This window comes from Glutamicibacter sp. (genome assembly GCF_050701915.1).
Taxonomy (GTDB): Bacteria; Actinomycetota; Actinomycetes; order Actinomycetales; family Micrococcaceae; genus Glutamicibacter.
Genome location: NZ_JBOGEG010000003.1, coordinates 144900 through 170507 on the forward strand (window position 1 = coordinate 144900; position 25608 = coordinate 170507).

The window sequence follows — 25608 nt, forward strand, 5'->3', positions numbered from 1 at the left end:
AGCTTCCACTCTTTCGAGGCACCACGCGGGGGCTTTTCCTCCGGTTATCCCACCGGGTCATAATCAGCAAAACTAGGCAACTAATTAGGGTACGCTTACCAAGGCTCTAACGCATTAGATGCCAATCCATCACGTAATGCCGAAGGATTTCCATGAAACTTGGACGATTGAGCGCAGCCGCAGGATTCGCGGCCCTTGCCCTCGTGCTGACCGCCTGCAGCTCCACCCCCGCCAGCTCCGCCCCGGAAAGAGCAGCGGACCCGGGAGCCCGCGTAGTCGTAGCCAATTTCCGTGCCCCGGTTTCCAATTGGGCGCTGGAAAGCGACGACGCCTACGTGCTCTCCATCGCCGGCTGCCTGGAAACCCTGGCCAAATACGACCAGAGAAGCAAGAAGGTCGAGCCTATGCTCGCTACCTCCTGGAAGCAATCCTCGGACACCGAATGGGACTTCGAGCTGCGCAAGAACGTGGAATTCCAGGATGGCACCAGCATGGACGCCAAGGCCGTCGCCGCTTCCCTCAACCACGTGTTCAAGGCCACCGCCCCGGCCCGCGCCGTGAATCCCAAGACCATCAAGAAGGTAGAAGCCCTCGACGCTGATACCGTGCGGGTCACCACACCCGCCGCGGATCCGCTGCTGCCCTACCGCATGGCCAGCGTGAACGCAGGTGTTCTCTCCCCTGCCGCGTACACCGGCAAGGGCATCGATCCGATGAATCACTGCACCGGACCTTTCGTCCCGGTCTCCGAAAAGGCCGGGCAGTCCCTGACCTTGGACCGCAATGAGAATTACTGGGACGGCGAAGTGAAGCTGGCCGGCGGAGAAATCCGCTACATCACCGAAGGAGCCACCCGCGCCACGCAGGTCCAGACCGGCGAAGCGGACATCTCCATGTCCATCCCGGCCACCAGCCTGGCTACCTTGGAAGCCGATGACAAGATCAGCGTGCTCAAGGCCGACTCGCCTCGCACCTCGACCCTGTACCTGAACAACTCGCGCGCTCCATTCGAGAACCTGGACCTGCGCAAGGCCGCCACCATGGCCTTGGACCTGCCGGCCATGGCCGCCAGCGTCTACGAAGGCGCTGCGCAGCCTGCCACCGGCCCCTTTGCCCCGAGCGAGCCTTGGGCCAATACAGATCTGGCCGTACCGCAAGTGAATATCGAAGAAGCCAAGAAGCTGGTGGAAGCTTCCGGATTCAAGCAGGACAAGCCGCTGGAAATCATTGCGATCACCGAACGCGCCGAATTCGCCGGTGTGGGCGCCATCATCCAGGAGCAGTTCAAGCAGATCGGCTTGCAGGCCAACGTGGTGACCAAATCCTATGGCGCAGCCGAGCCCGATGTGCTGGCCGGCAAGTACGACATGATCCTCAGCCAGCGCAACCGGATGATCGACATCGCCGACCCGATCGGCTTCCTGCAGTCCGACTACAGCTGCGAGGGCGGCTACAACCTGAGCCACTACTGCAACAAGGACTACGACTTGCTGGTCGGCCAGGCACTGGTGGAGAAGGATGAAACCAAGCGCCACGACCTGTACCGCAAGGCAGGCGATATCCTCGCCGATGACGCCGCGAACGTCTGGCTGGTCAATGAGCAGGCAATTGACGCCGTGGGAGCCAAGGTCCAGGGCTACGTCCAGGACCCGCTGACCCGCTACGTGCTGACCAAGGATCTGGCGAAGACCAGCTAGCGTGCCTCCTCTAACCACCATGCTGCGCCGAGTCTTTGGACTCGGCGCAGCAGTTCTGCTTTCATCCTTCGCGGTATTCCTGGTCCCCTTTGTTTCTCCCGGGGACCCCGTGCGGTCCTTGCTGCGCGCACGCATGGATATCGGGGCTGCCGACGAGGCCACGGTACAGGCCTACGCGCAGCAATTCGGCCTGCACGACCCGATGCTGGTGCAGTTCGGACGGTGGCTAGGCCGGTTCGCCACCGGAGACATGGGCATCTCGCATATCAGCGGCACCCCGGTAGCCGACCAGGTGCTGCCAGCAATTGGCGTCACCCTGTCGCTGGCCGGCAGCGCCCTGGTGGTGGCCATCGCCGTGTCCATTGTCCTGGGAGTACTTTCGGCCACCCGTGCCGGGAGGTGGCCCGATAGGCTGATCACCTCTGCGACCCATGCGCTGATCGCGATCCCCGAATACGCGCTGGCTCCGTTGCTGGTCCTGCTCTTCGCGGTGCGCTGGTCATTGCTTCCCTCGGCCGGTTTCGATTCCCCGGCCTCGTTGGTGCTCCCGGTCTTCATTCTGGCCTTGCGCCCCATCAGCTTTTTCACCGTAGCGGTGCGCTCGGGGGTGTGCCAGGCTTTGGACTCCGAGCATGTGCTGGCGGCCCGTGCCCGCGGGCTGAGCAGCACTCAAGCTTTGGTTCGCCATGTGGTTCCCCATGGATTGCTGCCGTTGTGGACCATGGTGGGTGTCTGGTTTGCCGGGTTGCTGGGCGGGTCGGTCATCGTGGAAGTCATCTTTGCCATTCCCGGCATGGGACGGCTGATCTTCGACTCCATCGTTGATGCCGATATCCCGGTAGCCCAGGGAGGCGTGGTGGTGGTAGTGACCTGTGCCGTGGTGGTGACCGGAATCGTTGACCTGGTGCACAAGATCAGTGATCCCAATGTGAGGATTGGTGTACGACATGGCTAGGAATCATTCCAAGGAAATCCTGCTTGCCCCTCCCGCATTCATTTTGCTGGCGGTGGTCATCCTGACCATCGCCGCCCCGTGGATTTCCCCCTATGACCCTGATGCCCAGAGCTTGGCGGACCGGTTGCAGGGGCCCAACCTGTCCCACCTGCTGGGCACAGATGCCCTGGGCCGCGACACCTTGAGCCGGGTGCTGCACGGTGGCCGGTTCTCGCTGTCGGTAGCGCTGATCACCACGTTGTTTTCGCTGCTGGTTGGCACCGCACTGGGCCTGCTCAGCGCGGTGCGCGGCGGGTGGCTGGATGAGCTCTTCCTGCGCGTGAACGACTTGCTGCTTGCGCTGCCCGAAATCGTGATTGCGCTGCTGATCATCGCGGTCATGGGGCCCGGATTCTTCACCATGGTGCTTTCCGTGGGAGTTGTGGCGTGGACCCCCACCGCACGCTTGGTGCGCTCCATGGCGGCCCAGGCATTGAGCTCCCACCATGTCGAAGCCTCCAAACATGTGGGCGCTTCGCGCTGGTTCATCCTGCGCCACCACGTCCTGCCCTTCGTCGCTGGACCGGTGCTGGCCCAGGCCGCCTTGCGCTTCGGGCTGCTGCTCGTATTGCTCGGCTCATTGTCCTATTTGGGCATCGGTGTCCAGCCGCCGCAATCAGACTGGGGTTCGATGCTGGCCGAGGCGCAGCCTCACGCGATCCGCTCCCCCTGGGGCTTGATTGCGCCGGGCGCCGCCATCTTCCTGGTCAGCTTCTGCGTCACCCTGCTGGGCAATCGAATCACCCACGTGCTGGGCGGGCAGGACGTGCTTGCTACCGAGGCCAAGGCGGAAACCCATGACTAAAGAACTTGAATTCATTGATCTTTCGGTCAGCTCCGGCGATAAGCGATTGCTTTCCGAAGCGCGCGGCGCCCTGCGAGCCGGCGAACTGGTGGCGGTTGTCGGGCGTTCCGGTTCCGGCAAGACGCTGCTCACCAAGGCCATCATCGGCCTGCTGCCCCAGCAGCTGCGTGCTGAGGGGCAGATCCTGCTTGATGGCCAGCGCCTTGACCAGCTGGGCGAGAAGGCCATGGATTCGGTGCGCGGACGGCGCATCAGCATGCTGTTCCAGCAGCCCAAGCGCGTGATGAACCCGCGGCTGACCATCCGCGCGCATCTGCTCGAAGCCCTTGGAGCCCCCGGCTGGGGCAAAGCCCGCCAGCACGAGGAGCAGGTGCTGTCCCTGCTCGAAGAAGTAGGCCTGGCCCCCGCCAAGCAGATTGCCGGCAAGCGCCCGGACCAGCTCTCCGGCGGCATGGCCCAACGCGCCATGCTGGCCATCGCCCTGGCCGCTGACCCGGAGTTCATCCTGGCAGATGAACCGACTTCATCGCTGGATTCAATCCTCAAGTCCGAGGTGCTGCAATTGCTGCGCCGCAAGCAGCAGGAACGTGGCGTGGGCGTCCTGTTCATCACCCACGACATTGCCAGCATCCAGCACATTGCCGACCGCATCGTGGTAGTCAGCGACGGGCAGATTGTGGACCAGTGCCCCACCGCGCAGATCTTTTCCAAGGACCGCCACGCCAAGACACGCGAGCTGGTCGAGGCCAGCTTGCCTCCCCTGCGCACGCCACGAATGAAGGATTCCGCATGCTTGCTGGAAGCGGTGGATGCGGGCAAGAACTACACGCGCCGCGCAAAGGGACCGGCAGCCTTGAAGCCCACAAGCTTGCGCCTGCATGGCGGCCAGGTCCTGGGAGTGGTGGGCCGTTCCGGCTCGGGCAAGAGCACCTTCGCCCGGCTGCTGGCCGGGTTGGAACAGCCCACGACCGGCCGGATCATCGATAGGCACCACAGCGACAAAGCAACGCGGGTGCAGGTCATTGCCCAAGAACCGTACTCGTCCTTCGACCCCCGGCTTTCCATCCGCACTTCGATGAGCGCGGCGGTGCACCGGCTGCCGGTAATCCAGGCCGGGGAGCGCATGGCGCAAGCCATGGCCCAGGTGGGGCTGCCCGGGGAATTACTGGATCGCAGGCCGGGCCAGTGCTCAGGCGGCCAGCTCCAGCGGCTGGCTATCGCACGAGCGCTGCTAACCGAACCCCAGGTACTGATCTGCGATGAATCCACCTCGGCACTGGATTCGGTAGCCCAGCGCCACATCCTCGACCTGCTGCTTGATTTGCGCGACAAGATGGGCCTGAGCCTCGTGGTCATCTCCCACGACATGGACGTGATCCGCTATGCCAGCGATGACGTGGCAGTGTTCTACGAGGGCGAGCTGGTGGAGCATCGTCCGCTCAACGATTTCCTGGGCAATGCGGAACACCAGCACAGCAAGGATCTCGTGGCCGCGCTGGATATCACTGCGGCGGTTCCTTCCGCCGGCTGATTTCTGCTCGCGTAAGAAAACCCGGAACTCTTGTGCCCTGACTTGGACCGCTTATAGATTGATGGACTATGACCGACAGTTCGCAGAAGAATCCGTCCATCACCCGCCAGTTGCCATTGCTGGCCCTATGCGCCGCCTTGTTCCTTTCAGGCTGTTCGGCTCCAGCCCCGGAATCCGGCGACGCCCAGAAACCAGCTTCCGAGAGCACCCGGCTGGCCAGCGTAGCTGAAGCCGGAACGCTGAAGGTCTGCACTACCGGGGACTACCGGCCGTTCACCTATCTTGACCCGGACACCGGGGAATGGTCTGGAATCGACATCACGATGGCCAAGAATCTTGCCGAGTCGATGGGCGCAGAACCCGAGTTCATCCAGACCTCCTGGAAGGACTTGATGCCGGACTTCCTGTCCAAGTGCGATATCGCAGTGGGTGGTGTTTCCATTTCCATGGAACGCGCCCAGCAGGCCTACTACAGCGAAGCCACGCTGGATGAGGGCAAGACGCCAATCACCTTGTGCGAGAACGTGGAGAAATACGACACGATCAAGGAAATCAACCAGCCCGGCATCCGATCCATCACCCCGATTGGCGGCACCAACGAGAAGTTCGCCGATGCGAATTACCCCGAAGGTGAGATCATCCGCTTCGAAGACAACAACAAGATCTTCGATGAGATCATTGCCGGGCGTGCCGATGTGATGACCACCGATGCCTCGGAAACCCGCTGGGTGGCCAACGAGCACCCCGAGCTGTGCGCGGTGCATCCGGATAAGCCGTTCAATTTCTCCCAGAAGGCCTACCTGGTGCCGCTGGGCGATGACGAATTCCAGGAATACGTGAACCAGTGGCTTAACATGGCCAAGAATGACGGGACGCTCGCCGCCGCCGAGAAGCCCTGGTTCGGATAAGTTCGAAGCCACAAGAAGCTTGCCGCTTTCCTTGCAAGCAGCAGGACCTCCTCCAACTTCTTGATTGGCCGTGATTGAGGCGGACCGATACTCAGCGGATCGGTCCGCAAAAGGACTCGCGCAACGGTTGGATCAGATCATTGCCTGGATCATGATGAAGGATGCTTGGTTTTGCCGGAGCCATGTCCGGCGTTCCGGCCCTCAACTGGTTACGTCGCCACCACGAACCACCAAGCGGAAAGTTATAGCAACACGGATCCTTACTATCATTTTCTAAGAAAGTGATAGTAAGGGAAATTCATACCATCGCTTTGGAGGGACCCATAGCCGGCTCTCTTTACGCCTGGCCTGCGTTCAGCCCCCCTATTTTGAGGTACCAAGAGCACTTCTGACTGCCGAAAATCCTCATATCTTCTCCGGTGCTGAAGTTCAGCGATCGAGATGACTTGGGCTTTGCGCAAATGAAAAGCTCATCAAGAGCGATTTGACGCAAAAGCTTTCGCTATTGAGCCCTCCCTGTTGTCCAGTGACCTAAGCCTAAGTGCACGTTCATTCACATTAATGAATGTGAACAAACGTACACTTCCGTCAAAGTGTACGTACATTCACTTTCTTGATTGTGCACGTACGTTCACTTATAATAATGTGCATATACGTGCACAGCAGGAGGTTTCATGAATCGCGACGTTTCGACCCAAAAGGAACTCGGAGCATTCGTGCATGATGCCCGGATGAAATTCGGCCTCACTCAAGAAGCCTTAGCCGACCGCGCAGGCGTTTCGCGCAAATGGCTTATAGGCCTGGAGCAGGGTGTACGCACGAGAGCTGAACTCGGCAAGGTGTTAGATACCTTTGAAGCACTCGGGATATCAATAAATCTTTCTTTCAATGCTGAAACCGAAATCGAGTCATCAGATGAGGGCCGCTACCATTCGATAGCTCGTATCTCTCCGGCCGCGTCGGAAGCAATTAGAAAAGCCACGAGTTTGGATCAGTCCTCTTCCCCAAGATTGGCACCCTCGAACATAGGTCAATCGGCCTTCCAAAAACTAGCCGCATCGGGGCTCGGCGAATCCTCATTCCAAAAGTTCGCCAAAGAACTGCGCAACCAAACAGGCATCCGAAACCTAGCCGCCTCCGATCTCGGTCAATCGGCGTTGCAACAGTCCCTTAGAAAAGGGTTGCCTAGTTCAGATGCTTCGACTTTCGATCGCAACTCAAGCACCGCGAACGACGTAGAAAGCGAGCAGGATCAAGCACTTCTTGATAATGACGAATGCAATGAACCGGACAATAAAGATGAGAACAACGAACAGGGCCCGCGATGAAAGAACTCGTGACCTTTTTATACGGGCAGCCTGTCGGAATTCTTCAACAAGATCATTCTGGTAACAGAAAATTTCAATTCGTCCCACAAGATTCTAGACAAGCCAGATTATCCCTGGCAATGCCCTATCGAGAGACCCCTTACCAGCGCTCTATTACTGATCCGTTCATCGAGGGGCTAATTCCGGAAGGCGAAGCTGTCCGCCAGTCGTTCGCTGATGACTTTGGCATTTCGGCAAAGAATCCCTTCGCCTTACTTGAGTATATTGGGTTTGAATGTGCAGGAGCAGTGCAGTTCGTACGGCCGGATGAAATTGACGAGTTAACGCGTTCCGCAGGTGAACTCGTGGCTTGCAATGACAAGGAAATCGGTCAACGCATCAGGGTTTTATCTTCGTCTCCGAAAAGATCGTGGACTGGCAGGCGTGAACGGTGGTCACTAGCTGGAGCTCAAAGCAAATTCGCTTTGAGATGGCAGGACGGATGGCATGAAGCCACTGGCAGCGAACCGACAACCCACATTTTCAAGCCCGGCATCCAAGATTTTCGAGATCAAGCACTCAATGAGCACCTATGTCTGAAGACTTTGGGGCGCATGGGATTACAAGTTGCCGAAACCAACTTCACGCAGTTTGACGGGCAATCGACAATCGTGGTGAAACGGTACGATCGGCTTATTGAGGGAAACAACGTCTATCGGGTCCATCAAGAAGACTTCTGCCAGGCCACTTCGACCTTACCTACAAACAAGTACGAGTCGAACCGAGGACCCAGCGCACTCAAGATCATTACGACCCTTCGAGAAGCTCGTGCTCCTGAAACTGAAGTTCAAAAATTCATTGAAGGCCTAATAGGAAATTACCTTTTGGGAGCTCCCGACGCACACGGCAAGAACTACTCGATACTCCATCTTCCTGATGGCCGTGTGCAGCTTGCGCCATTTTATGACATCGCATCTGGCTTGCCCTACGAACACGTTAGTAACGACGGTTTTCCGAAGAAAAACGATGGATTGCGGAAGGCCGCCATGTCCATCGGGGGCGAGCGACAGTTCGGGAGAGTCTCATCAAAGCATTGGTCAAGATTTGCTCGTGAAGCAAAAATAGATGAAGAGTGGTTGCGGATGACAGTGAGTGCGATGACGTACGCTCTGCCTATCGCCATGGCAGAAGTTTTCGAAAATGAATCCGAGGCCATAGGCAACAGCGAACTACCGAGCAAGCTTTATCCAAAGGTCGAACATCTCTGTGCGACAACTCAAACTCTTCTAGAGCATGACGTGTAGCTCGCTGGATATGGAGAAGCCACCGCTTCCGTTTACGAACGGAAGCGGTGGCTTCATCTAAACTAAGTCAGAAGTTTTAGAGGCTAGTTCTCCCAGAATGGGTAGTCGATGTAACCCTTTGGACCTTCGGTGTAGAACGTCGCGAAGTCTGGTTCATTCAGCGGCAACTGTTCCTTCCACCGGCGCACCAGATCCGGGTTGGCGATCGCAGGGCGTCCTACGACTACGGCTTCGCCCCAGCCTTCGGCAGCCACGCGTGCGGCTTCCTCATAGGTGGTGATCTCCGCGAAGCCGGTGTTCAGCAGCACCGGTCCACCAAAGGCCTTGCGCAGCGACTGGACCAGCTCGCCAGCTGGGTCATGGTGCAGGATGCTCAAGTTGGCCAGCCCCAGTGGCGCGATGCCCTGGACCAGCGCAGTGTAGGTAGCCAGCACATCCGCACGATCGTTTTCCACGGCGCCCTGGACATTGTGTTCCGGCGAAATGCGCAGGCCGGTCTTGCCAGCGCCAATGGCGTTGGCCACGGCGGTCACGACTTCGATGACAAAGCTGGCCCGGTTCTCCGGGGAACCACCGTAGTTGTCGGTGCGGGTATTGGCCGAAGGCGCCAGGAACTCGTGCAGCAGGTAGCCGTTGGCCCCGTGAAGCTCCACCCCGTCGAATCCGGCGGCGATGGCATTGCGCGAAGCGGTGACGAATTCTTCGATGATCCTTGGGAGTTCTCCGGTGGCCAGGGCATGCGGAACCGGGTACGCGTGCTTGCCGGTGTAGGTGCGAGACTCTCCTTCAATCGCGACGGCGCTTGGCGCCTCGACGTAGTCAGCACCGGTGGTTTCCGGGTGGGTGACCCGTCCGGCGTGCATGACCTGGGCAACGATGAGGCCGCCTTCGGCGTGCACCGCGTCGGTAACCTTCTTCCAGCCGGCAATCTGCTCCTCGGTGACCAGGCCCGGCTGGCGGACGAAGCCCTGGCCGGCAAAGCTCGGGTAGGTGCCCTCGCTGACGATCAGGCCCAGGGATGCGCGCTGGCGGTAGTACTCGACTACATCGGCGTTGGGCACGCCATCCTTGCCCGAACGGGAACGGGTGAGCGGTGCCATGACTAGGCGGTTGGACAGCTTGAGGTCGCCGAGGGCGAGAGGGGAAAACAGATCCATGGGATGGGACTCCTGAAGTGGAAATTGTAGTTGCACAGCGTAACTAACCTCGCTGGCAACTTATTCCGATTCAGCCAAGAACATGATCTGGCTAACGGCTTCAAAGCTTTGGATTCACCTGACGCCAAGTGCTTGGATTCGCGGGCTCACGAGGAGCAGGAAACAAGCGGATGCGGCACAGCCTCACACCGCATCCGCTTGATCCGATGGACTATACGGCGGTGTAGCCGCCGTCAACCAGGTGGTAGCTGCCGGTCACGAAGGACGCGGCATCGCTGGCCAGGAAGGCCACGAGCGCGGCAACTTCTTCAGGCTTGCCCAGGCGGGCAATCGGGTGCTTGCCAACCAGTGCGTCGTAGGCTTTCTTGGGCATCTGCAGCAGCAGCGGGGTGTCGATGAAGCCAGGAGCCACGCTGTTCACGCGCACGCCCTGGGTCGCATACTCCACTGCGGCGGTCTTGCTCAGGCCCACCACGGCATGCTTCGTGGAAACGTAGGCGGAGCTGCCGGCGAAGCCCACCGAGCCGAGGATCGAGGCCATGTTCACGATGGACCCTCCCCCGTTCTCGCTCATGGCGTTGGCCTGGGCGCGGGTTCCGCGGAAGACGGCATTGAGGTTCACGGAGATGACCTTGTCCCAGTCCTCATCGGTGAGCTCGCCGACCTTGGCGGCGCGGCCGCCGATGCCGGCATTGTTGACGCCGATCTTCAACGGGGCCATGGCGTTGGCCGCCTTGATGGTTTCGTCAACGACGGCAGAAGAGCTGGCGTCGCCAACGACTGCTACTGCTTCCCCGCCTGCGGCCTTGATGGTTTCCACGGTAGCGCCAGCGGCCTGGGCATTGAGGTCCTGGACCACTACCTTGGTTCCGTTGGCGGCCAAGAGGATGGCGATAGCCTGCCCAATGCCCGAACCGGCGCCGGTGACTACTGCCGAACGATCTGCTACATCATACTGAGCCATGATGGACCCACTTTCCGTTTCAAGATGGTCACGGGATTTCCGTTGGCCTCATACCTTGGACGCTACTCCGAACCATCTCGAAAGTCGATGACGTGTCAATCAAACACCGGTGAGCTCAGTCACTGCTCCGCATGCGGTGCACCCTGTGCGCGGTGGACGACATGAACCGCTCATCATGGGATGAGAACAGCACTGCTCCCCCGCGCTCGAGTACCGAATCGATGGCCCCGTGCAGGCAATGAAGCCCAGCCGAATCCAGCGCCTCGGTTGGTTCGTCGAGAAGGAGCAACTGCGGTTCGCGCACCAGCACGGTGGCCAAAGCAACGAGCCGGCGGGCCGAAGCCGGCAGCTCATAAGGATGGGTCTGCGCATAAGATTCCAAGCCCAGCTGTTCAAGAACCAGCGGCACACGCTCGCGTTGGATGCTCTTCTTGGGAAGGCCAAAGGCGACCTCCCGGGCAACGGTACGTTCGAAGAGCTGATCCGAAGGATTCTGCAGGAGCATTCCAACATCAACTGCCACCCGCACCTTTCCGGCAGCTGGCTTGAGCAGCCCTGCGGCGGCTTTGAGCAGTGTGGTCTTGCCCGTTCCGTTGGCGCCGGCCAGCGCCACACATTCTCCTGCACGGACTTCGAAGTCAAGATTGGAGATGACCGGGGCGCTGGCGCCCTTGTATCCGAGCTGCACGCCAGCAAAGGCCAGCAGGGGTTTTGCTGTTGCAGCCGCGACGGATGATCCTCTTGATTTGGGAGACAATGCAGTGGATGCAGCGCCTACTGTTACAGGCTGCAAAGTTCCGTCCGCCAAGTTCCACAAAGCATCCGCGTCGGCTTCCCATGCTTCAGTTGTCCGGGTCAGCACCACAAGCGCGGTGCCCGCGGCGCGCAGCATCGTGATCATCGAGGTCACTGACTTAGTTGCCTTGGAATCCAATCCGGCCAGCGGTTCATCGAGCACAATGATGGACGGATTCGCTGCGGACAACGCGGCCAGTGCGACCAGGCGTTCTTGGCCCCCTGAAAGCTTGGAGGGATCGCGTTCCAGCAGATGCTCCAGGGACAGCCGCGTAGAAAGCTCGGTAATGAGCTTTCCCATCTCTTCGCGGGGCATTCCTTCGTTCTCCCGCGCGAAGACCAGCTCTTCTGCAACCGTCTGGCGAATCCTCGAAAGGTAGAGCCCGGCATCCTGGGGCAGCAGCCCTACGTGCCTGGCCCAGCCTGCTATGTCGATTCGTGGCAAATGCTCCGGAGAATAATCAATCTGTTGCCCCGCCAGGGTGACCGTTCCCTCGCACTGGTCGGCTCCCGGCCGCGGAAGCATGCCAGCTAGTACTCCGCCCAGCGTGGACTTGCCGGATCCAGAGTCGCCGGCAATGACAGTCAGGGAACCCGGGGAGAATTCCAACTCGATTTCGCGCAAGGTCGCGGCATGCGTCGCGGAGTAGCGGAAGCTTCCCAGCCTGAGGTGCAGCGCCGTGGTGCTTCCGGCAGGTGCACGGTGTTCCATATCCATCATGAGGCTCCCCCGAGTGGCATCAGAATCGCTACCGGCACCAGCACGGAACACAGCAGGGCAACCCAGCGGACGCCCCGCTGGATCTGCGAGTCTGCAACTTGGCGCAATCTGCTGTGCTCACCTCGGGCGGGAAAACCGCGCGCGGCCAGATGCACCGAACGGTCATGGGCGTCTTGCACCGAGGAGAGCACCAGCGGCACAGCACGCAGCCTCAAGCGCTGCAGCCAACCGGCCAAACCACGGCCGGTTCCTGCCTTCCGCAAGGCCTGGGCTTCGCCGATGGCATGCTGCTTCTCCATCATCTGCGGAAGAAGGAACAGCGTGGATGCCAATAGGTATCCCGCCTGCGGCGGAGCCGGAGACAAATCGATAGCTGCCACCAGCTGGTGCTTGTCGATCAGCAAACCGCAAAGCAAACCCGCCACCACCAGCACGGCGGTCCGCAAGGCCAGGGCCGTGGCAATCTCCACTCCCCCAAACGTCAGGCTGATTGGCCCCCATGCTGCGAGCACCGCCGAAGTTTCCTGCGAAGCCAGTCCATGGATCATCAGCAAGGACAGGAGAGTAGGGAGCATGATTGCACCGCTGAGCGCCGCGAGTTTGCGAGCCTTGCCCGCCACCGCTCCAATGGCCAGGCAAAGGACTATCACCGCACAGCTCAGCCACCAGCGACTGGCAGCCGTGGCCACCGAAACGGTGAGCACGGCTAGGCAAAGCACGGTAAAAGGATGCAAGTCAGCGATGCGGCGCTTCATTAGTGGCCTACTTGTTTCCGCTCTTCCCCAGCACCTTGTAGCGGCGGATGAATTCGAAAGAACCGCTCAAGCGCTTCGGCAAGGCGAAGACCAGCAGCGCTGCGATGAGGAAGACAATTGCCTTGTCTCCCGGGTCTGAGATGAGGGCCTGCTTGGTGACCGCGGAAAGCAGAGAATCCCCCATGGAGCGGAAGGCCGCAACTACTGCGCCGGTACCGACTCCCGAGGTGCCGCCGTAGACGAAGGCCGCCACCGGGGAAGACACTACGCCAACCAGTACACCGGCAACCAAGCCCGCGATTGGGGCAAGGTATGGCCGACGCAGAGCGCCGTAGCGAGCGGCGGTTCCCGCGAGGAAGCCAACCAGCGCGGCTCCCGCGGCGAATGGCAAGACGGTGGGAGCAAACAGCGACCAGATCAGCGTGCTGAGCACACCGGTGGCGGCGCCGGCACGGCGTCCGGCCAGGAAGCCCACCAGCACGGTGCCGATGGAGTCCAGGTAGAGCGGGACCATGACGGACCCGACGAATTGGCCGAGGATGATGTTCAGTGCCAATGCGACTGGGATCAGCGTCAAGGCGGAGACCGGCAAGTCCGGCAGGACTGCGAGCAGCAGCAGGACCGCAGCGATCAGGTAGGCGGCAAAAGTTGCCAAGGCGACACCCTGGCCCAGGCCTTCGACGATTCCCGTGGGTTGGGTAATGACCAGGAACAGGTAGGTTCCAACGAGCAGCAGGGTTCCAGCTGCGCCGAGCACCCTGCGCCGCAGGAGCTGGGCTGCTGATGCTTCAGGCAAAAGAAGATTCGGTGACATGATGAGGCAATCCTGGGGATACGAGTTAATTGCGCGCAGGATTGCTCCCGCAACGCGCGAATGGCGGGTCTATGTCACCTCGACCCGGTAGACGATTCTAGCCCACCTGCCTGTGCTCAGGAATTCCCGTTGAGTTTCCTTGCCAGCGCACCAAGGCGCTGGACCAGCTCGGCGAACCCTGCCTCAGGGTCGTTTGATACAACCACGTGGGCATTCGCCGGCTTGCCCCACAGCCCGCGGAAGTCAGCCACGGTGGTACCGAAGAACAACGGCGATTCTGTCTCAACGTCCACCGTTCCGGGACGGGTCTCGTAGTCCAGAGTCCCTGCGGCAACACCAGCGGCAAAGAAGTCGTGCACGTGGGCGATGTAGCCCTGGTCGTATTGGCGATGGAATTCGAAGTAGAACCGCAGGGCGTCGGAGAGATAGCGCACCAGCGGATTCGATGACTTGCTCAACGTCCCTTCGGGGTCGCTAGCCTGGACAATTTCTGGTTCAGCGCATCCGACTTCAATGGAGAGCTTCGTCAGGAATTCCGGCTGCATTTCGAAGCGCTCCGTGGTGTCCAGAGAGCAGACAATCGGCAGCTTCGATGAATCCAGTCCTTCCTCAGCGGCAGCAGTGTAGGCAGCAAAGACTTCCTTTGCTGCGTGCGGGTCCACGTGAGTGTTCCACTCAGCCGTCGGTGTGGTGTTGCCCTGGTAATAGAAGGCACCGCCCATGATCACTACCTTGCGCAGCAACCAGGGAAGACGTGGTTCGCGGCGAAGCGCCAAAGCGAAGTTGGTCAGTGGAGCAGTGAGGAGGACAGTCAGTTCGCCTGGGTTTTCGCGTGCGGTTTCGATCCAATAATCGACGGCATCGAGATCCATTGGCTCTGGGGACATTGGATCTGGAAGAGTCGCGTAGCCCACGCCTTGCGGACCATGAGTTTCCGGCGTTGTCACCAAAGGAATCTCCAGAGGTTCACGCGCACCAATGAGCACTGGGATGTCCAGTTTTCCGCAGAACGCAAGCAACGCACGATTGTTGGCAGCAACCTGCTCAGCATCGACATTGCCCGGGGTGCTTGTGACAGCCTCTATCCAGACATGGTCGAGCGAGCAGAGGTACGCCAGCGCCAAGGCATCATCTATGCCGGTGTCGCAGTCGACTAGTAGTCGCTTCCAAGAACCGCTAGAACTATGCACATTTGCGTCGCTGCTTAGATCCAACGCTCCCCCTCATTTTCGCCACAGGCATGTGATAATTGCTAACCAAGTTTGATAGGGCCAGCGCTATGTGAGGTCACTATTTGGGCTCAAGTAGTCGTACAAGGCGTTGTCGATGGCTTCGGCAAAATGCAGATCCATCGTAACCACATCAAGCTGTTCTTGGTTCTTGCCTGACATCAATGTTTGTTGCGCATTTCTAGAGTCGGCCTTGCCAAGGTAGAAAAATTCGGCACCTTCGGCGTCGTCTTTTTTAACAAAGACGTGGAGGTCCACTTCATTATTGACGATTCTTCGAACTTCGTCACTTTGCAGTGTACGACGCGACCTAGTGAACCACCGCAGGTGCGAAGGGTTCACCAGTTCGTCCTGGTAAGCCGTGCTGGCGGATATGTCATCGGACTTATGGAGAGTTACGAAAATCGGGCAGGTTCTTGAGTCCATATCAACCTTGTACCCATACAAAGTCGATGTCCACTTTCTTGGCACCCCGAGGAGCCTGGTAACTTCCTTACGAGAATACTGTCCGCCCACGATGAATGGATTCCCTCCAACATAACGGTCGTTGACCATGGCCATACCCGTTTGAATCAGGTCGTCTACTTCTTCGGCGAAGGATCCATTGGTTCGATATGCGTAAACAAAGTTGCGATTTGCTGAAATCGTCCCTTTTTCGATCGAAGCCAGGCGAATGCCATAACGTGCCTGATCCACTTGGGCGTGATTGGCTAAGTTGAGGGTATCGACTGCACTGAGCATCGCCCGTTCAGTGGGTTCGACTCCCTGTTCCCGTAGAGCATCTGCGAATTGATCTAACGTAAGCGACTCTACAGTTAATAGTTCTCGGACAAGAATAAACTCGTGAACTCGCTTCGACGTTAAAACCTCGTGAGATAACAGAGATAGGGCCCTCAACTCTGTTGGGTCTAGATCATGCTCGATCCGTAGCAGGCTTTTGACTAGCGCGGGATAGTTCTCTTTCTTCGTGGCCAGCAGAACGGGGTCAACAGATTCGAAACGATAGAAATCGAAAAGCCTCGGAACTTGCCCAACTCGATTCTGCATAGCTTGCATCGATCCGCGTAGTCTTTGGATACTATCCAAAGCCGTCGTGCGGATCGACTCTAGGACTCTTTGCTGGGCGATCTTGTCGAACCGGATGCTCGATAGCCCAGCCAAGACGCCAGCTTGTTCGGTCGCGATCAGTTTCTCTTTCAGCGACTCTTTATTCAAAGATTCATCACCGAATAGGGCGATAGGAATCATGTAGTTATTTGCATAATTTCCAATGAAGTCGATTACGACCAGATAGTCCTTCATTGGCGCCTTGCGCAGCCCTCTACCCAGCTGCTGAACAAAGACGATTGCTGATTGTGTTTGTCTGAGCATGACAACTTGATTAATACCGGGGATGTCTACGCCTTCGTTGAAGATATCCACTGTAAGTATGTAATCGAGCTTGCCCGCTTCAAGTTGTTCGACTACTTGTTCTCGTTTCTCAATGGAGTCATCGCCGCTGAGGCTCACGGTCCGAAGCGGCTTTCCGCGAAGTTGCCGTTGATTAAGAGCATCAGACAAAGCTTGCGATTCGCCTTTTCGAGAGCAGAAAATTAACCCTTTCGGCGCAACCCCCGCTTGACCATATTTGGTTAAGGCATCGACTACGTGGTGCACTCGATCTGGCGTCACCAAATGTGAAAGGTCCTCCGAACTGTCGCGAATCGAGTCATCCTCAAGTGTCACATCTGCAATCCCGTAATAATGGAACGGGCTGAGCATGTTCTCTTCCAAAGCATGGTTCAGCCGAATCTCGTACGGGACGTTGTAGTCGAAGAACTCGAATACATTGAACCCGTCACTTCTTTCCGGGGTCGCCGTCAGACCCAGCAAGAACGTTGGCTGCAGATACGACAAGACCTTTTTGTATGTTGGCGAACCAACTCGATGGGCTTCGTCAACGATTATGTAATCGAATGTCTCAGGATCAATTGATTGCAGCACAGCATCTTGCGACAACGTTTGAACTGTCGCGAAAACAAACTTTCGGTCGCTTTGTTTTAGAGCTCCTGCGAGCTTCCCAAACTGCTCCGGTTCTCCGTCAATGACGCGGCGATATTCCTTGATGGTCTTGTCTAGAATTTGTTCGCGATGAACTACGAATAGGAATCGGTTGGGATGTGCCGCTCGTACTTCGAGAGCTGAAAGTATCGTTTTTCCAGTACCTGTAGCCGAGATGACAATCGCCTTTGATTCCCCGCTGAGGCGAACCATCTCTAATGCCTTGAGCGCTTCGGATTGCATCTGGTTAGGCAGAATAGGCATCGGCTGGTCAGCCCAGTTTATGTCGCTGCCTAGACCGCTGGATTCGGAAAACCCTTCGACAACTTCATCGATGAGTTGCTCATCCGCTTGTGCCAAGTTCTTGGCAATCTCGATCTTCTTACGTGGCGGAGGCGGCGTGTACTGCGCCGAATACAAATCAATCCATTCCTGGCTCAACGACAGCGAGTCGCGTAGTTGATGTCCAGCTAGGTCAGCTAGCTGGACCGCCAAGTCACTGTCGTTCGCGGCCGTAACTTTCAGATTCCACTCATGGTTTTTGACGATGGCGTTGCCCGTAAGGTTCGAACTTCCGATCATGGCTGTAACCACATCGGTCGACTTAAAAATGTACCCCTTAGGGTGGAAAGCATCGGCACTATGAATTCGGACGTCGATGCCAAGGTTTGCCAGGTTCAAAAGTTCGCTGAATGCAGATGGAGAGTTGAATCCCAAGTAGTCCGAGGTGACAATCGTGCCGCGGCCAGAAAACTCCACGAGCTCTTGCTTGAGCATGGCGATTGCGTTGGGAGTTACGAAAGCAACGGAGAATATGAACTCATCGCATTTAGCTAACTCCTCGCGGAGGATACGCAGAACGGTATTTCCGTCACCGTTCAAAACCACGCGTGGGTGATGGTGGCGTCGCGACTGTTTTTTCCCATCCAGAAAGCCGTAGGTCACATCCCCTGATAGGCCACCGGTGAAGGCAATGTCAGCATTGGATGCCATCATGCAGCCTGAATGATTTCTACAGCAGGAATATCGGCAGGAGCCCACTCAAGGAAGCCCAGCTCGCTGCGCTTCAACCACTTAGTCGCTTCATGCTCCGTGAGTTGCGGTTCGCCATCGACCAACTCGCAGTAGAAAGTCGTCAGCGTAACAATCCCAAAGTCGTACTCGTGAGTCGTACTTGTAACCTCATCAGCAACGGTAACTGTGCAGAGCAGCTCCTCTTGAATCTCACGTTCAAGAGCTTGTCGAGGAGTCTCGCCAGGTTCAATCTTGCCGCCTGGGAACTCCCACATGCCTCCGAGGCTGCCAGCCAGGCCACGCTGCGCGCATAGAATCTCGTCGTTTCTAACGATTACCGCGCCTACTACGTTAATCTGCTTCTTCAACCGATTCCCCCACTGACGACTATGAAAATCCACTGCTTTCGTTACTTGTGATCATATAGGCCATGTCAGACAGTTTCACTTTGACCTAGTCTCGGAACTATCTACGAAAGTATGCATTCTCTCTCAAACGCACTGTGGTTAATAGTTCGATTCTCAACAATCGCCATGTCGCCCGAAGCACCATCAGCAGCTGGGCGCGAAGCTCAAACTCCCAAGGATGACTTTGCTGTGAAGGCATACTTATCCATTGTTATTCCCGCAAGATCAATTATCGACAAATACACCGAAGCCATAGGCATTAAGTAGTCAGGTTTTTACGGCCAAGGTCGAGGCTCTACCCTAATCCAGGAATCCGCGCAGCAGCGTCGCAGTGCCATCAAGATGTTCTTGCATCAGCTTCTTCGCGCTGACTCCATCGCCGCGGAGAATAGCGTTCAAGATGTCCTCGTGCTGGCGGCTGGAGTGCGCGATATTCGGCTTCAGAAACGGAATCCGATCCAGCAGCTCGCTAGTTGCGTCGCGCGCCTCTGCAACCGCTTTTGCCAGCATGCTCGAAGCTGACAAATCGGCGATCATGACATGGAGCCGGGCATCCAGCGGCCGGTAGTTCGTCGCGTCAGCCGAATTGACGGCTTCGTGCGCCAGCATCAAATTATTTCGCTGGGTTGCAGTGAGCGATGCCCCCGCGGCCAATTCAGCTGCGGCAGGTTCCACGACCGACCTGAATGCAAGCACATCCTCAATGCGTGCACGGTCCGAATCATCCAATGGGTTCTCATGCGTATTCGGATGAGCCGCAACAACTGTTCCACCGTAGCGACCTCGCTGCACCTGCAAGTAGCCTGCGCTCTGCAATTCCGCCAACGAGTCGCGCAATGTTGCTCGTGAAACGCCCAGCGCCTCGGCAAGTTCCCTCTCCGCAGGCAATTTTTCACCGGGTGGGAAGACACCTAGCCTCATGGCGCGCAACAGTTGCCCGAGAGTCTCCTCGAAGACGTTCCCCCGGCGCACTTGCCCAAGGAACCTCATCCCATCCCGGGAATCCAATGGTTTAGTTTCGGCCATGATCTAAGAATGGCACACTATGTGGTTCAAGAAAACACCTTTCATTTTCCATGCCAGCTCAATTTTCAAACAATCCTATTGACTTTCCTTCGTGACCCCTGCCACAGTTGAGCGCATGCAAAGGACTGATTTCAGTCCATTAGATTCAGGACTCATGGACCGAGGAAGCTCACATGACCAAGAATTCACACATCGACTACGCATCAGTCGACAAAGACTATCTACGACATAGGCAGCTCAAGAAAGGCGCCGCAGGTTGGATCCTGCTTGCCGGCTTGGGTATTGCCTACGTCATTTCCGGTGATTTTTCAGGCTGGAATCTCGGCTTGGCCGCTGGTGGCTGGGGCGGATTGCTCATTGCCTTCGTGCTGATGGGCATCATGTACACCTGCATGGTATTCGGTCTTGCCGAAATGTCATCCACCTTGCCCACCGCGGGCGCAGGTTACGGCTTCGCCCGCAGGGCCATGGGACCGCTGGGCGGTTTCGCCACCGGCATGGCAGTGCTCATCGAGTACGCCGTGGCCCCTGCCGCTATCGCCACCTTCATCGGCGGCTACATCGAGGCCCTCGGCCTGTTCGGGATGACCAATTCATGGCCCGTCTACCTGGTCACCTACATTGTTTTCATCGGCATCCACATGTGGGGCGTGGGAGAAGCACTCAAGCTGATGTTCGGCATCACCGCTATCGCCATTGTGGCGCTGGTAGTCACCGTCTTTGGCCTGATACCGCACTTTGAGCCAAGCAACCTCTTCGACATCGTGCCAGACGGTTCGGCCGGCTCTTCAGCCTTCATGCCGTTCGGCATTTCCGGAACCCTCGCCGCGCTGGTCTTCGGTATCTGGTTCTTCCTCGCAGTAGAGGGTGTCCCACTGGCCGCCGAGGAATCGCAAGACCCGAAACGCGATATGCCCAAGGGCATCATCACCGCAGTCATCTTCCTGGTCTTCTCCGGTGCTGCCATGCTCATTCTGGTGCCCGGCGTCGCGGGAGCCGAAGCCATGAGCGTCTCCGGCTCCCCTCTTCCCGAGGCGCTGCGCGAAGCCTACGGGCAGAATTCGGCGCTGGCGAACTTCGTGAATTATGCGGGCCTGGCAGGTTTGGTGGCCAGCTTCTTCTCTATCGTCTATGCCTACTCCCGGCAGCTGTTCGCTTTGTCCCGTGCCGGCTACTTGCCCCGGGTCCTCTCCCTGACCGGCTCCCGCCATACACCATGGGTGGCCCTGCTGGTTCCAGGCACCATCGGGTTCATCCTGGCTGCAGTCATCCGCAATGGCGACCAGCTGATCAATATCGCGGTCTTCGGAGCCACCGTCTCCTACGTGCTGCTGAATCTGAGCCACATTGTCCTGCGGATCAAGGAACCCGACCTGCCCCGCGGGTATCGCACCCCGGGCGGCATCGTCACCACGTCCATTGCGCTGGTGCTTGCCGTCATTGCCCTCATCGCAACATTCGTCGTGGACATCCTCGCCGCAGGAATCACCGCAGGAGTCTTCGTCCTGGCACTCGCGTACTTCTGGTTCTATAGCAGGCATCGCCTGGTTGCCAGCGCACCCGAAGAAGAATTCGCCATCCTGGAGTCCGAAGAAAATGCCCTGAAGTAAACCGGTCCCAGGCCACAGAACCACACACCGACAATCGAAGGAACATTCTCCATGCAAGACATCCAAGAACTCGTCAAGGCCGCCAAGAACGAACGCATGCTGAGCGTTGAACAGCTGACCGAGGGCATCCGCACCGGAGTCTATGATTCGGTCATTCTCGCGTTCACCGACATGCAGGGCCGACTCCAGGGAAAAATCGTCCACGCGCAGTTCTTCCTGGACACCGTGCTGAACCACGGCACCGAAGCCTGCAACTACCTGCTGGCAGTGGATACCGAAATGAACACCGTGGAAGGCTACTCGCTGACCAGCTGGGACACCGGCTACGGCGACATGGAGTTCGTGCTGGATTACGACACCATCCGCCCAGTCCCGTACTTGGAACGCACGGCACTGATCCAGACCGACTTGGCCACCACGGACGGACGGCCGGTTCCGGTGGCCCCGCGGTCCCTGCTCAAGGCGCAGCAGGAGAAAGCCGCTGCGCTGGGCTTGCGCGCCATGGCAGGCACGGAACTGGAGTTCTTGATCTTCAACGACTCCTACGAAGATGCGCAGCAGCGCGGCTACCGGAACCTCACCCCTGCCAACCAGCACAACGTCGACTACTCGATCCTGGGCTCAATGCGCGTCGAACCGCTGCTACGCGATATCCGCAACGCCATGTACGAATCGGGCATGATCGTCGAATCGGCCAAGGGCGAGTGCAACTTCGGGCAGCACGAGATCGCTTTCAAATACGACGACGTGGTCACCACTGGCGATAACCACACCTTCTACAAGCTCTCGGCCAAGCACATGGCCTCGCAGCGCGGGCAATCCATCACCTTCATGGCCAAGCCCAACCAGCGCGAAGGATCCAGCTGCCATATCCACATGTCGCTGCGCAAGCTTGATGGCTCGCTGGCCTTCTGGGACGAAGCCCGCGGAGAACGCACGGAGATGTACAACCACTTCATCGCCGGAGTCTTGGCCACCATGCGGGAGTTCACCCTGTTCTACGCCCCGAATATCAACTCCTACAAGCGTTTCGCCAAGGGGTCCTTCGCACCTACCGCCGTCGCCTGGGGTATGGACAACCGCAGCTGCGCGGTCCGGCTGGTGGGCAAAGGATACGGCGCACGCATGGAGAACCGCCTGCCGGGAGCGGATGCCAACCCGTACCTGGCCATGGCCGCCATGCTGGCGGCCGGTCTCTACGGCATGGAGAAGAAGCTGGAGCTGCCCGAGATGGTGACCGGAAGCGCCTACGACTCCGGATCCCAGCATGTGCCCCAAACCATGGCCGAGGCCCGAGAGCTCTTCGCGAACTCGGAAATCGCCATGGAAATCTTCGGCAAGGAAGTAGTGGAACACTACACCCGCTACGCGGACGTGGAAATCGAGCAGTTCAACGCGGCGGTCACCGACTGGGAAGTTTCCCGTGGTTTCGAGCGCCACTGATCACGAAGGACAACTACAAGTGAACTATCCATCGGACCCACCAGCGCAGCGCAGGCCGCGCATCGGGCTGACCACCTACTGGCAGGAAGCCAAATGGGGTGTCTGGGAAAGTACCGCGGCCATTGTCCCGGGCAAGTACATCAAGTCAGTAGTTGCAGCCGGTGGTACGCCAATGCTTCTTCCACCGGTTGCCACCGACACCTCCGTCTTGGACGTCCTGGATGGGCTGATAGTCATCGGCGGCGTGGATGTGGATCCTGCCAACTACGGCCAGCAACCGCACCCGCGCACGGCGGCACAGCCGGAGCGGGACCTGCACGACATGGCTTTGGCCGCCGCCGCGCTGGAGCGGGCCGTTCCGCTGTTCGCCATCTGCCGTGGCGCCCAGGTGCTCAACGTGCAGCAGGGCGGAACCCTGAACCAGCACCTGCCTGATGTGCTTCCGGATGCTGCCGAAAAGTACCAGCCAGCTCCCGGCGTCTTCGGCACGGTGGATTTCACCACCGCGCAGGGTTCGCTGGCGGAGCAGATCCTGGGCAACCAGGCCAGCGCTCCGTGCTACCACCACCAGTCCCTGCAGGAGGTAGCCAAAGGTCTGGAGGTCACCGCCCGCGCCAGCGACGGGACGGTGGAAATCGTTGAAATGCCGCAGGCCCGAGGCTGGGTTCTGGGCACGCAATTCCACCCGGAAGAGAACTTGGAAGATATCCGGCTCATGCAGGCTTTCGTCCAGGCTGCGCATGACTACGCCACCAGCAAATCTATTTCGACACCACAGGAAGCGCTATGAGCACTGATACCGCAGTGAAAGACACCTTTACCGTGATCAACCCGGCGACTGGGCAAGCAGTCCAGGACGTCGCGCTGGCTGATACCGCGCAGGCGGATGCCGCAATTGCCCGGGCCTCCGAGGCTTTTCCCGCCTGGAGCCAGATCGCTCCTGCTGAGCGCGCCGCGCTGCTGCGCAGGTTCGCGGCCGCAGTAGACCGCGACCTGGAGAATCTGGCCCAGCTGGAAGTCCTCAATGCCGGGCACACCATCGGCAACGCCCGCTGGGAGGCCGGAAACGTCAGGGATGTGCTGAACTACTACGCAGCAGCCCCGGAACGGAACTTCGGCAAGCAGATTCCCGTCGCAGGCGGAGTGAACGTGACCTTCCACGAACCCCTGGGCGTCGTTGGAATCATCGTGCCATGGAATTTCCCTATGCCGATTGCGGGGTGGGGTTTCGCCCCGGCCCTGGCCGCGGGCAATACTGTCGTGCTCAAGCCCGCAGAACTGACCCCTCTGACTGCCATCCGCCTGGGCGAGTTGGCCCGCGAGGCCGGCATCCCAGAGGGCGTCTTCACCGTCATTCCGGGCAAGGGCTCGGTAGTCGGCGAGCGCTTTGTCACCCATCCCGACGTCCGCAAGGTGGTTTTCACCGGCTCCACCCAAGTGGGCCAGGGCATCATGCGCGGATGCGCCGACCAGCTGAAGCGGGTCACCCTGGAGCTGGGCGGCAAGAGCGCCAATATCATCTTCGCCGATGCCGACCTCGACAAGGCAGCAGCCCAGGCACCGGGCGGTGTCTTCGACAATGCCGGACAGGACTGCTGCGCGCGGTCCCGGATCCTGGTGCAGCGCAGCGTTCTGGATGCGTTCATGGAGCGATTCACCCAGGCCGTCGCGGCGGTAACCGTCGGGGACCCGAGCGACGAGGCTACGGTGATGGGCCCTTTGGTCTCCGCCAAGCAGCTGCAGACGGTGTCCTCCTTCCTGCTCGATGAGCAGGGAAACCCCCGCAACGATATCGCTTACCAGGGCGAGATCCCGCAGGGCGAGGGTTACTGGTTCCCGCCTACGGTCGTGGTTCCCGAAGATCCGCAGGACCGGATCCTGCGCGAAGAGATCTTCGGACCGATCGTTGCGGTGATCCCATTCGAGGACGAGGCCGATGCTATCCGCATTGCCAATGACTCGGAGTACGGGCTCTCCGGATCAATCTGGACCCGGGATGTGGGCCGCGCCCTGCGCGTGGCCCGCGGGGTCGAGGCCGGGAACCTGTCGGTGAACTCCCATTCCTCGGTGCGCTATTCCACTCCTTTCGGCGGCTACAAGAAATCCGGACTCGGCCGCGAGCTGGGACCAGATGCTCTCGAAGCCTTCAGCGAGGTCAAGAACGTCTTCATTGACACCGAGAGCTGATTTACCGCAAAGCATCATCCAACTAAAACAAATCACTAGCAAGGAGAACCATCAGATGAGCGAAACTGCCCCGTACAACGGCTTGGTCACCAATCGGCTTGCCGGACGAGTCGCCACTATTACCGGCGGAGCCTCCGGCATCGGGCTGGCCACGGCCAAGCGCTTGGCTCATGAAGGCGCCAAGGTGGTCATTGGCGATATCTGCGCCGAGGAAATCGGCCAGAAAGCCGCCGCGGAAGTCGGCGGGCTTTTCGTCCGCACCGATGTCACCAATGAGGAAGACGTCAAGAACCTGTTCGCCACCGCCAAGGCGACCTACGGCTCGGTGGATATCGCATTCAACAACGCGGGGATTTCCCCGGCAGACGACGCTTCCATCCTGGATACCGGCATCGACGCCTGGCGCAAGGTCCAGGAGGTCAACCTGACCAGCGTGTACTACTGCTGCAAGCACGTGCTGCCTTACATGCAGGAACAGGGCCGGGGCTCCATCATCAACACCGCTTCCTTCGTCGCTGTCATGGGTGCGGCTACAAGCCAGATCAGCTACTCGGCTTCCAAGGGCGGGGTGCTGTCCATGAGCCGCGAACTCGGAGTCGAGTTCGCCCGGCAGGGCATCCGTGTCAATGCGCTTTGCCCCGGCCCGGTAAACACCCCGCTGCTAAAGGAGCTCTTCGCCAAGGACCCGGAGCGCGCCGCGCGCCGCTTGGTGCATGTGCCGCTTGGTCGCTTCGCAGAACCGGATGAGCTGGCGGCCTCGGTAGCCTTCCTTGCCTCCGACGATTCCTCCTTCATCACCGCGAGCCAGTTCCTGGTGGACGGCGGCATCGCTGGAGCCTACGTGACCCCGCTGTAAGGGATAGGACCACGCAAGCACTCCCCTGGATCTGGCATTCGCCC

21 protein-coding genes are annotated in these 25608 nt (G+C 58.9%); 12 read left to right on the top strand and 9 right to left on the bottom strand.

Annotated features, from left to right (window positions below; all coding sequences use genetic code 11):
• Positions 1 to 152: 152 nt before the first annotated feature.
• From ACRDT3_RS04285 to ACRDT3_RS04315, 7 genes are all read left to right on the top strand, one after another.
• Complete coding sequence (locus ACRDT3_RS04285) at positions 153 to 1697, top strand: ABC transporter substrate-binding protein (RefSeq protein WP_431491795.1); 1545 nt, start codon at positions 153 to 155, stop codon at positions 1695 to 1697.
• A 1-nt stretch (position 1698) separates the two neighbouring features.
• Positions 1699 to 2652 carry an ABC transporter permease gene (locus tag ACRDT3_RS04290; RefSeq protein ID WP_431491796.1) on the top strand — a complete coding sequence of 318 codons (954 nt, stop codon included), beginning with the start codon at positions 1699 to 1701 and terminating at the stop codon, positions 2650 to 2652.
• Entirely contained in the window at positions 2645 to 3496 is an 852-nt protein-coding gene (locus tag ACRDT3_RS04295; protein WP_431491797.1) for an ABC transporter permease, read from the top strand. The genes ACRDT3_RS04290 and ACRDT3_RS04295 overlap by 8 nt, the downstream gene beginning before the upstream one ends.
• The gene (locus ACRDT3_RS04300; RefSeq protein ID WP_431491798.1) at positions 3489 to 5027 is read left to right on the top strand and encodes an ABC transporter ATP-binding protein; all 1539 of its coding nucleotides are present in this window, start codon (positions 3489 to 3491) and stop codon (positions 5025 to 5027) included. The genes ACRDT3_RS04295 and ACRDT3_RS04300 overlap by 8 nt, the downstream gene beginning before the upstream one ends.
• Positions 5028 to 5095: 68 nt before the next feature.
• Positions 5096 to 5935: a transporter substrate-binding domain-containing protein gene (locus ACRDT3_RS04305; protein WP_431491799.1), complete on the top strand. Its 840-nt coding sequence runs from the start codon at positions 5096 to 5098 to the stop codon at positions 5933 to 5935.
• 674 nt (positions 5936 to 6609) lie between these two features.
• Positions 6610 to 7263: a helix-turn-helix domain-containing protein gene (locus ACRDT3_RS04310; protein ID WP_431491800.1), complete on the top strand. Its 654-nt coding sequence runs from the start codon at positions 6610 to 6612 to the stop codon at positions 7261 to 7263.
• The gene (locus tag ACRDT3_RS04315) at positions 7260 to 8546 is read left to right on the top strand and encodes a type II toxin-antitoxin system HipA family toxin (protein ID WP_431491801.1); all 1287 of its coding nucleotides are present in this window, start codon (positions 7260 to 7262) and stop codon (positions 8544 to 8546) included. Before ACRDT3_RS04310 ends, ACRDT3_RS04315 begins: the two co-directional genes overlap by 4 nt.
• 83 nt (positions 8547 to 8629) lie before the next feature.
• On the opposite strand, the gene ACRDT3_RS04320 is transcribed toward ACRDT3_RS04315, so the two are convergent.
• The 9 genes from ACRDT3_RS04320 to ACRDT3_RS04360 form a co-directional block, all read right to left on the bottom strand.
• Positions 8630 to 9703, bottom strand: coding sequence for an alkene reductase (locus ACRDT3_RS04320; protein ID WP_431491802.1), 1074 nt, complete (start codon positions 9701 to 9703; stop codon positions 8630 to 8632).
• A gap of 211 nt (positions 9704 to 9914) precedes the next feature.
• Complete coding sequence (locus ACRDT3_RS04325) at positions 9915 to 10667, bottom strand: SDR family NAD(P)-dependent oxidoreductase (RefSeq protein WP_431491803.1); 753 nt, start codon at positions 10665 to 10667, stop codon at positions 9915 to 9917.
• A gap of 115 nt (positions 10668 to 10782) precedes the next feature.
• Positions 10783 to 12183, bottom strand: coding sequence for an ABC transporter ATP-binding protein (locus tag ACRDT3_RS04330; RefSeq protein WP_431491804.1), 1401 nt, complete (start codon positions 12181 to 12183; stop codon positions 10783 to 10785).
• A complete protein-coding gene (locus ACRDT3_RS04335; protein WP_431491805.1) occupies positions 12180 to 12938 on the bottom strand; it encodes an energy-coupling factor transporter transmembrane component T family protein in 759 nt (252 codons plus the stop codon). Before ACRDT3_RS04335 ends, ACRDT3_RS04330 begins: the two co-directional genes overlap by 4 nt.
• A gap of 7 nt (positions 12939 to 12945) precedes the next feature.
• Positions 12946 to 13752, bottom strand: coding sequence for an ECF transporter S component (locus ACRDT3_RS04340; protein WP_133834776.1), 807 nt, complete (start codon positions 13750 to 13752; stop codon positions 12946 to 12948).
• 116 nt (positions 13753 to 13868) lie between these two features.
• Positions 13869 to 14942 (bottom strand): nucleoside hydrolase, encoded by a 1074-nt coding sequence (locus ACRDT3_RS04345; protein ID WP_431491806.1) that lies wholly within the window; start codon positions 14940 to 14942, stop codon positions 13869 to 13871.
• 87 nt (positions 14943 to 15029) lie between these two features.
• Positions 15030 to 18017, bottom strand: coding sequence for a DEAD/DEAH box helicase (locus tag ACRDT3_RS04350; protein ID WP_431491807.1), 2988 nt, complete (start codon positions 18015 to 18017; stop codon positions 15030 to 15032).
• The gene (locus tag ACRDT3_RS04355; protein WP_038993007.1) at positions 18014 to 18403 is read right to left on the bottom strand and encodes a (deoxy)nucleoside triphosphate pyrophosphohydrolase; all 390 of its coding nucleotides are present in this window, start codon (positions 18401 to 18403) and stop codon (positions 18014 to 18016) included. The genes ACRDT3_RS04350 and ACRDT3_RS04355 overlap by 4 nt, the downstream gene beginning before the upstream one ends.
• 339 nt (positions 18404 to 18742) lie before the next feature.
• Positions 18743 to 19414: a FadR/GntR family transcriptional regulator gene (locus ACRDT3_RS04360; RefSeq protein WP_431491808.1), complete on the bottom strand. Its 672-nt coding sequence runs from the start codon at positions 19412 to 19414 to the stop codon at positions 18743 to 18745.
• A gap of 227 nt (positions 19415 to 19641) precedes the next feature.
• Here ACRDT3_RS04360 and eat point away from each other — a divergent pair, with 227 nt between their 5' ends.
• From eat to ACRDT3_RS04385, 5 genes are read left to right on the top strand one after another with little or no spacing between them, the layout of a single operon-like run.
• The gene (eat, locus tag ACRDT3_RS04365) at positions 19642 to 21078 is read left to right on the top strand and encodes an ethanolamine permease (protein ID WP_400341496.1); all 1437 of its coding nucleotides are present in this window, start codon (positions 19642 to 19644) and stop codon (positions 21076 to 21078) included.
• Between the two features lie 51 nt (positions 21079 to 21129).
• Entirely contained in the window at positions 21130 to 22521 is a 1392-nt protein-coding gene (locus ACRDT3_RS04370) for a glutamine synthetase family protein (RefSeq protein WP_219844316.1), read from the top strand.
• A gap of 19 nt (positions 22522 to 22540) precedes the next feature.
• On the top strand, positions 22541 to 23311 hold the full coding sequence (locus ACRDT3_RS04375; protein WP_431491809.1) for a gamma-glutamyl-gamma-aminobutyrate hydrolase family protein: 771 nt from the start codon (positions 22541 to 22543) through the stop codon (positions 23309 to 23311).
• Positions 23308 to 24708: an aldehyde dehydrogenase family protein gene (locus ACRDT3_RS04380; RefSeq protein ID WP_431491810.1), complete on the top strand. Its 1401-nt coding sequence runs from the start codon at positions 23308 to 23310 to the stop codon at positions 24706 to 24708. The genes ACRDT3_RS04375 and ACRDT3_RS04380 overlap by 4 nt, the downstream gene beginning before the upstream one ends.
• Positions 24709 to 24763: 55 nt before the next feature.
• Positions 24764 to 25564, top strand: coding sequence for a 3-oxoacyl-ACP reductase (locus ACRDT3_RS04385; protein ID WP_431491811.1), 801 nt, complete (start codon positions 24764 to 24766; stop codon positions 25562 to 25564).
• The last annotated feature ends 44 nt before the right edge of the window (positions 25565 to 25608 follow it).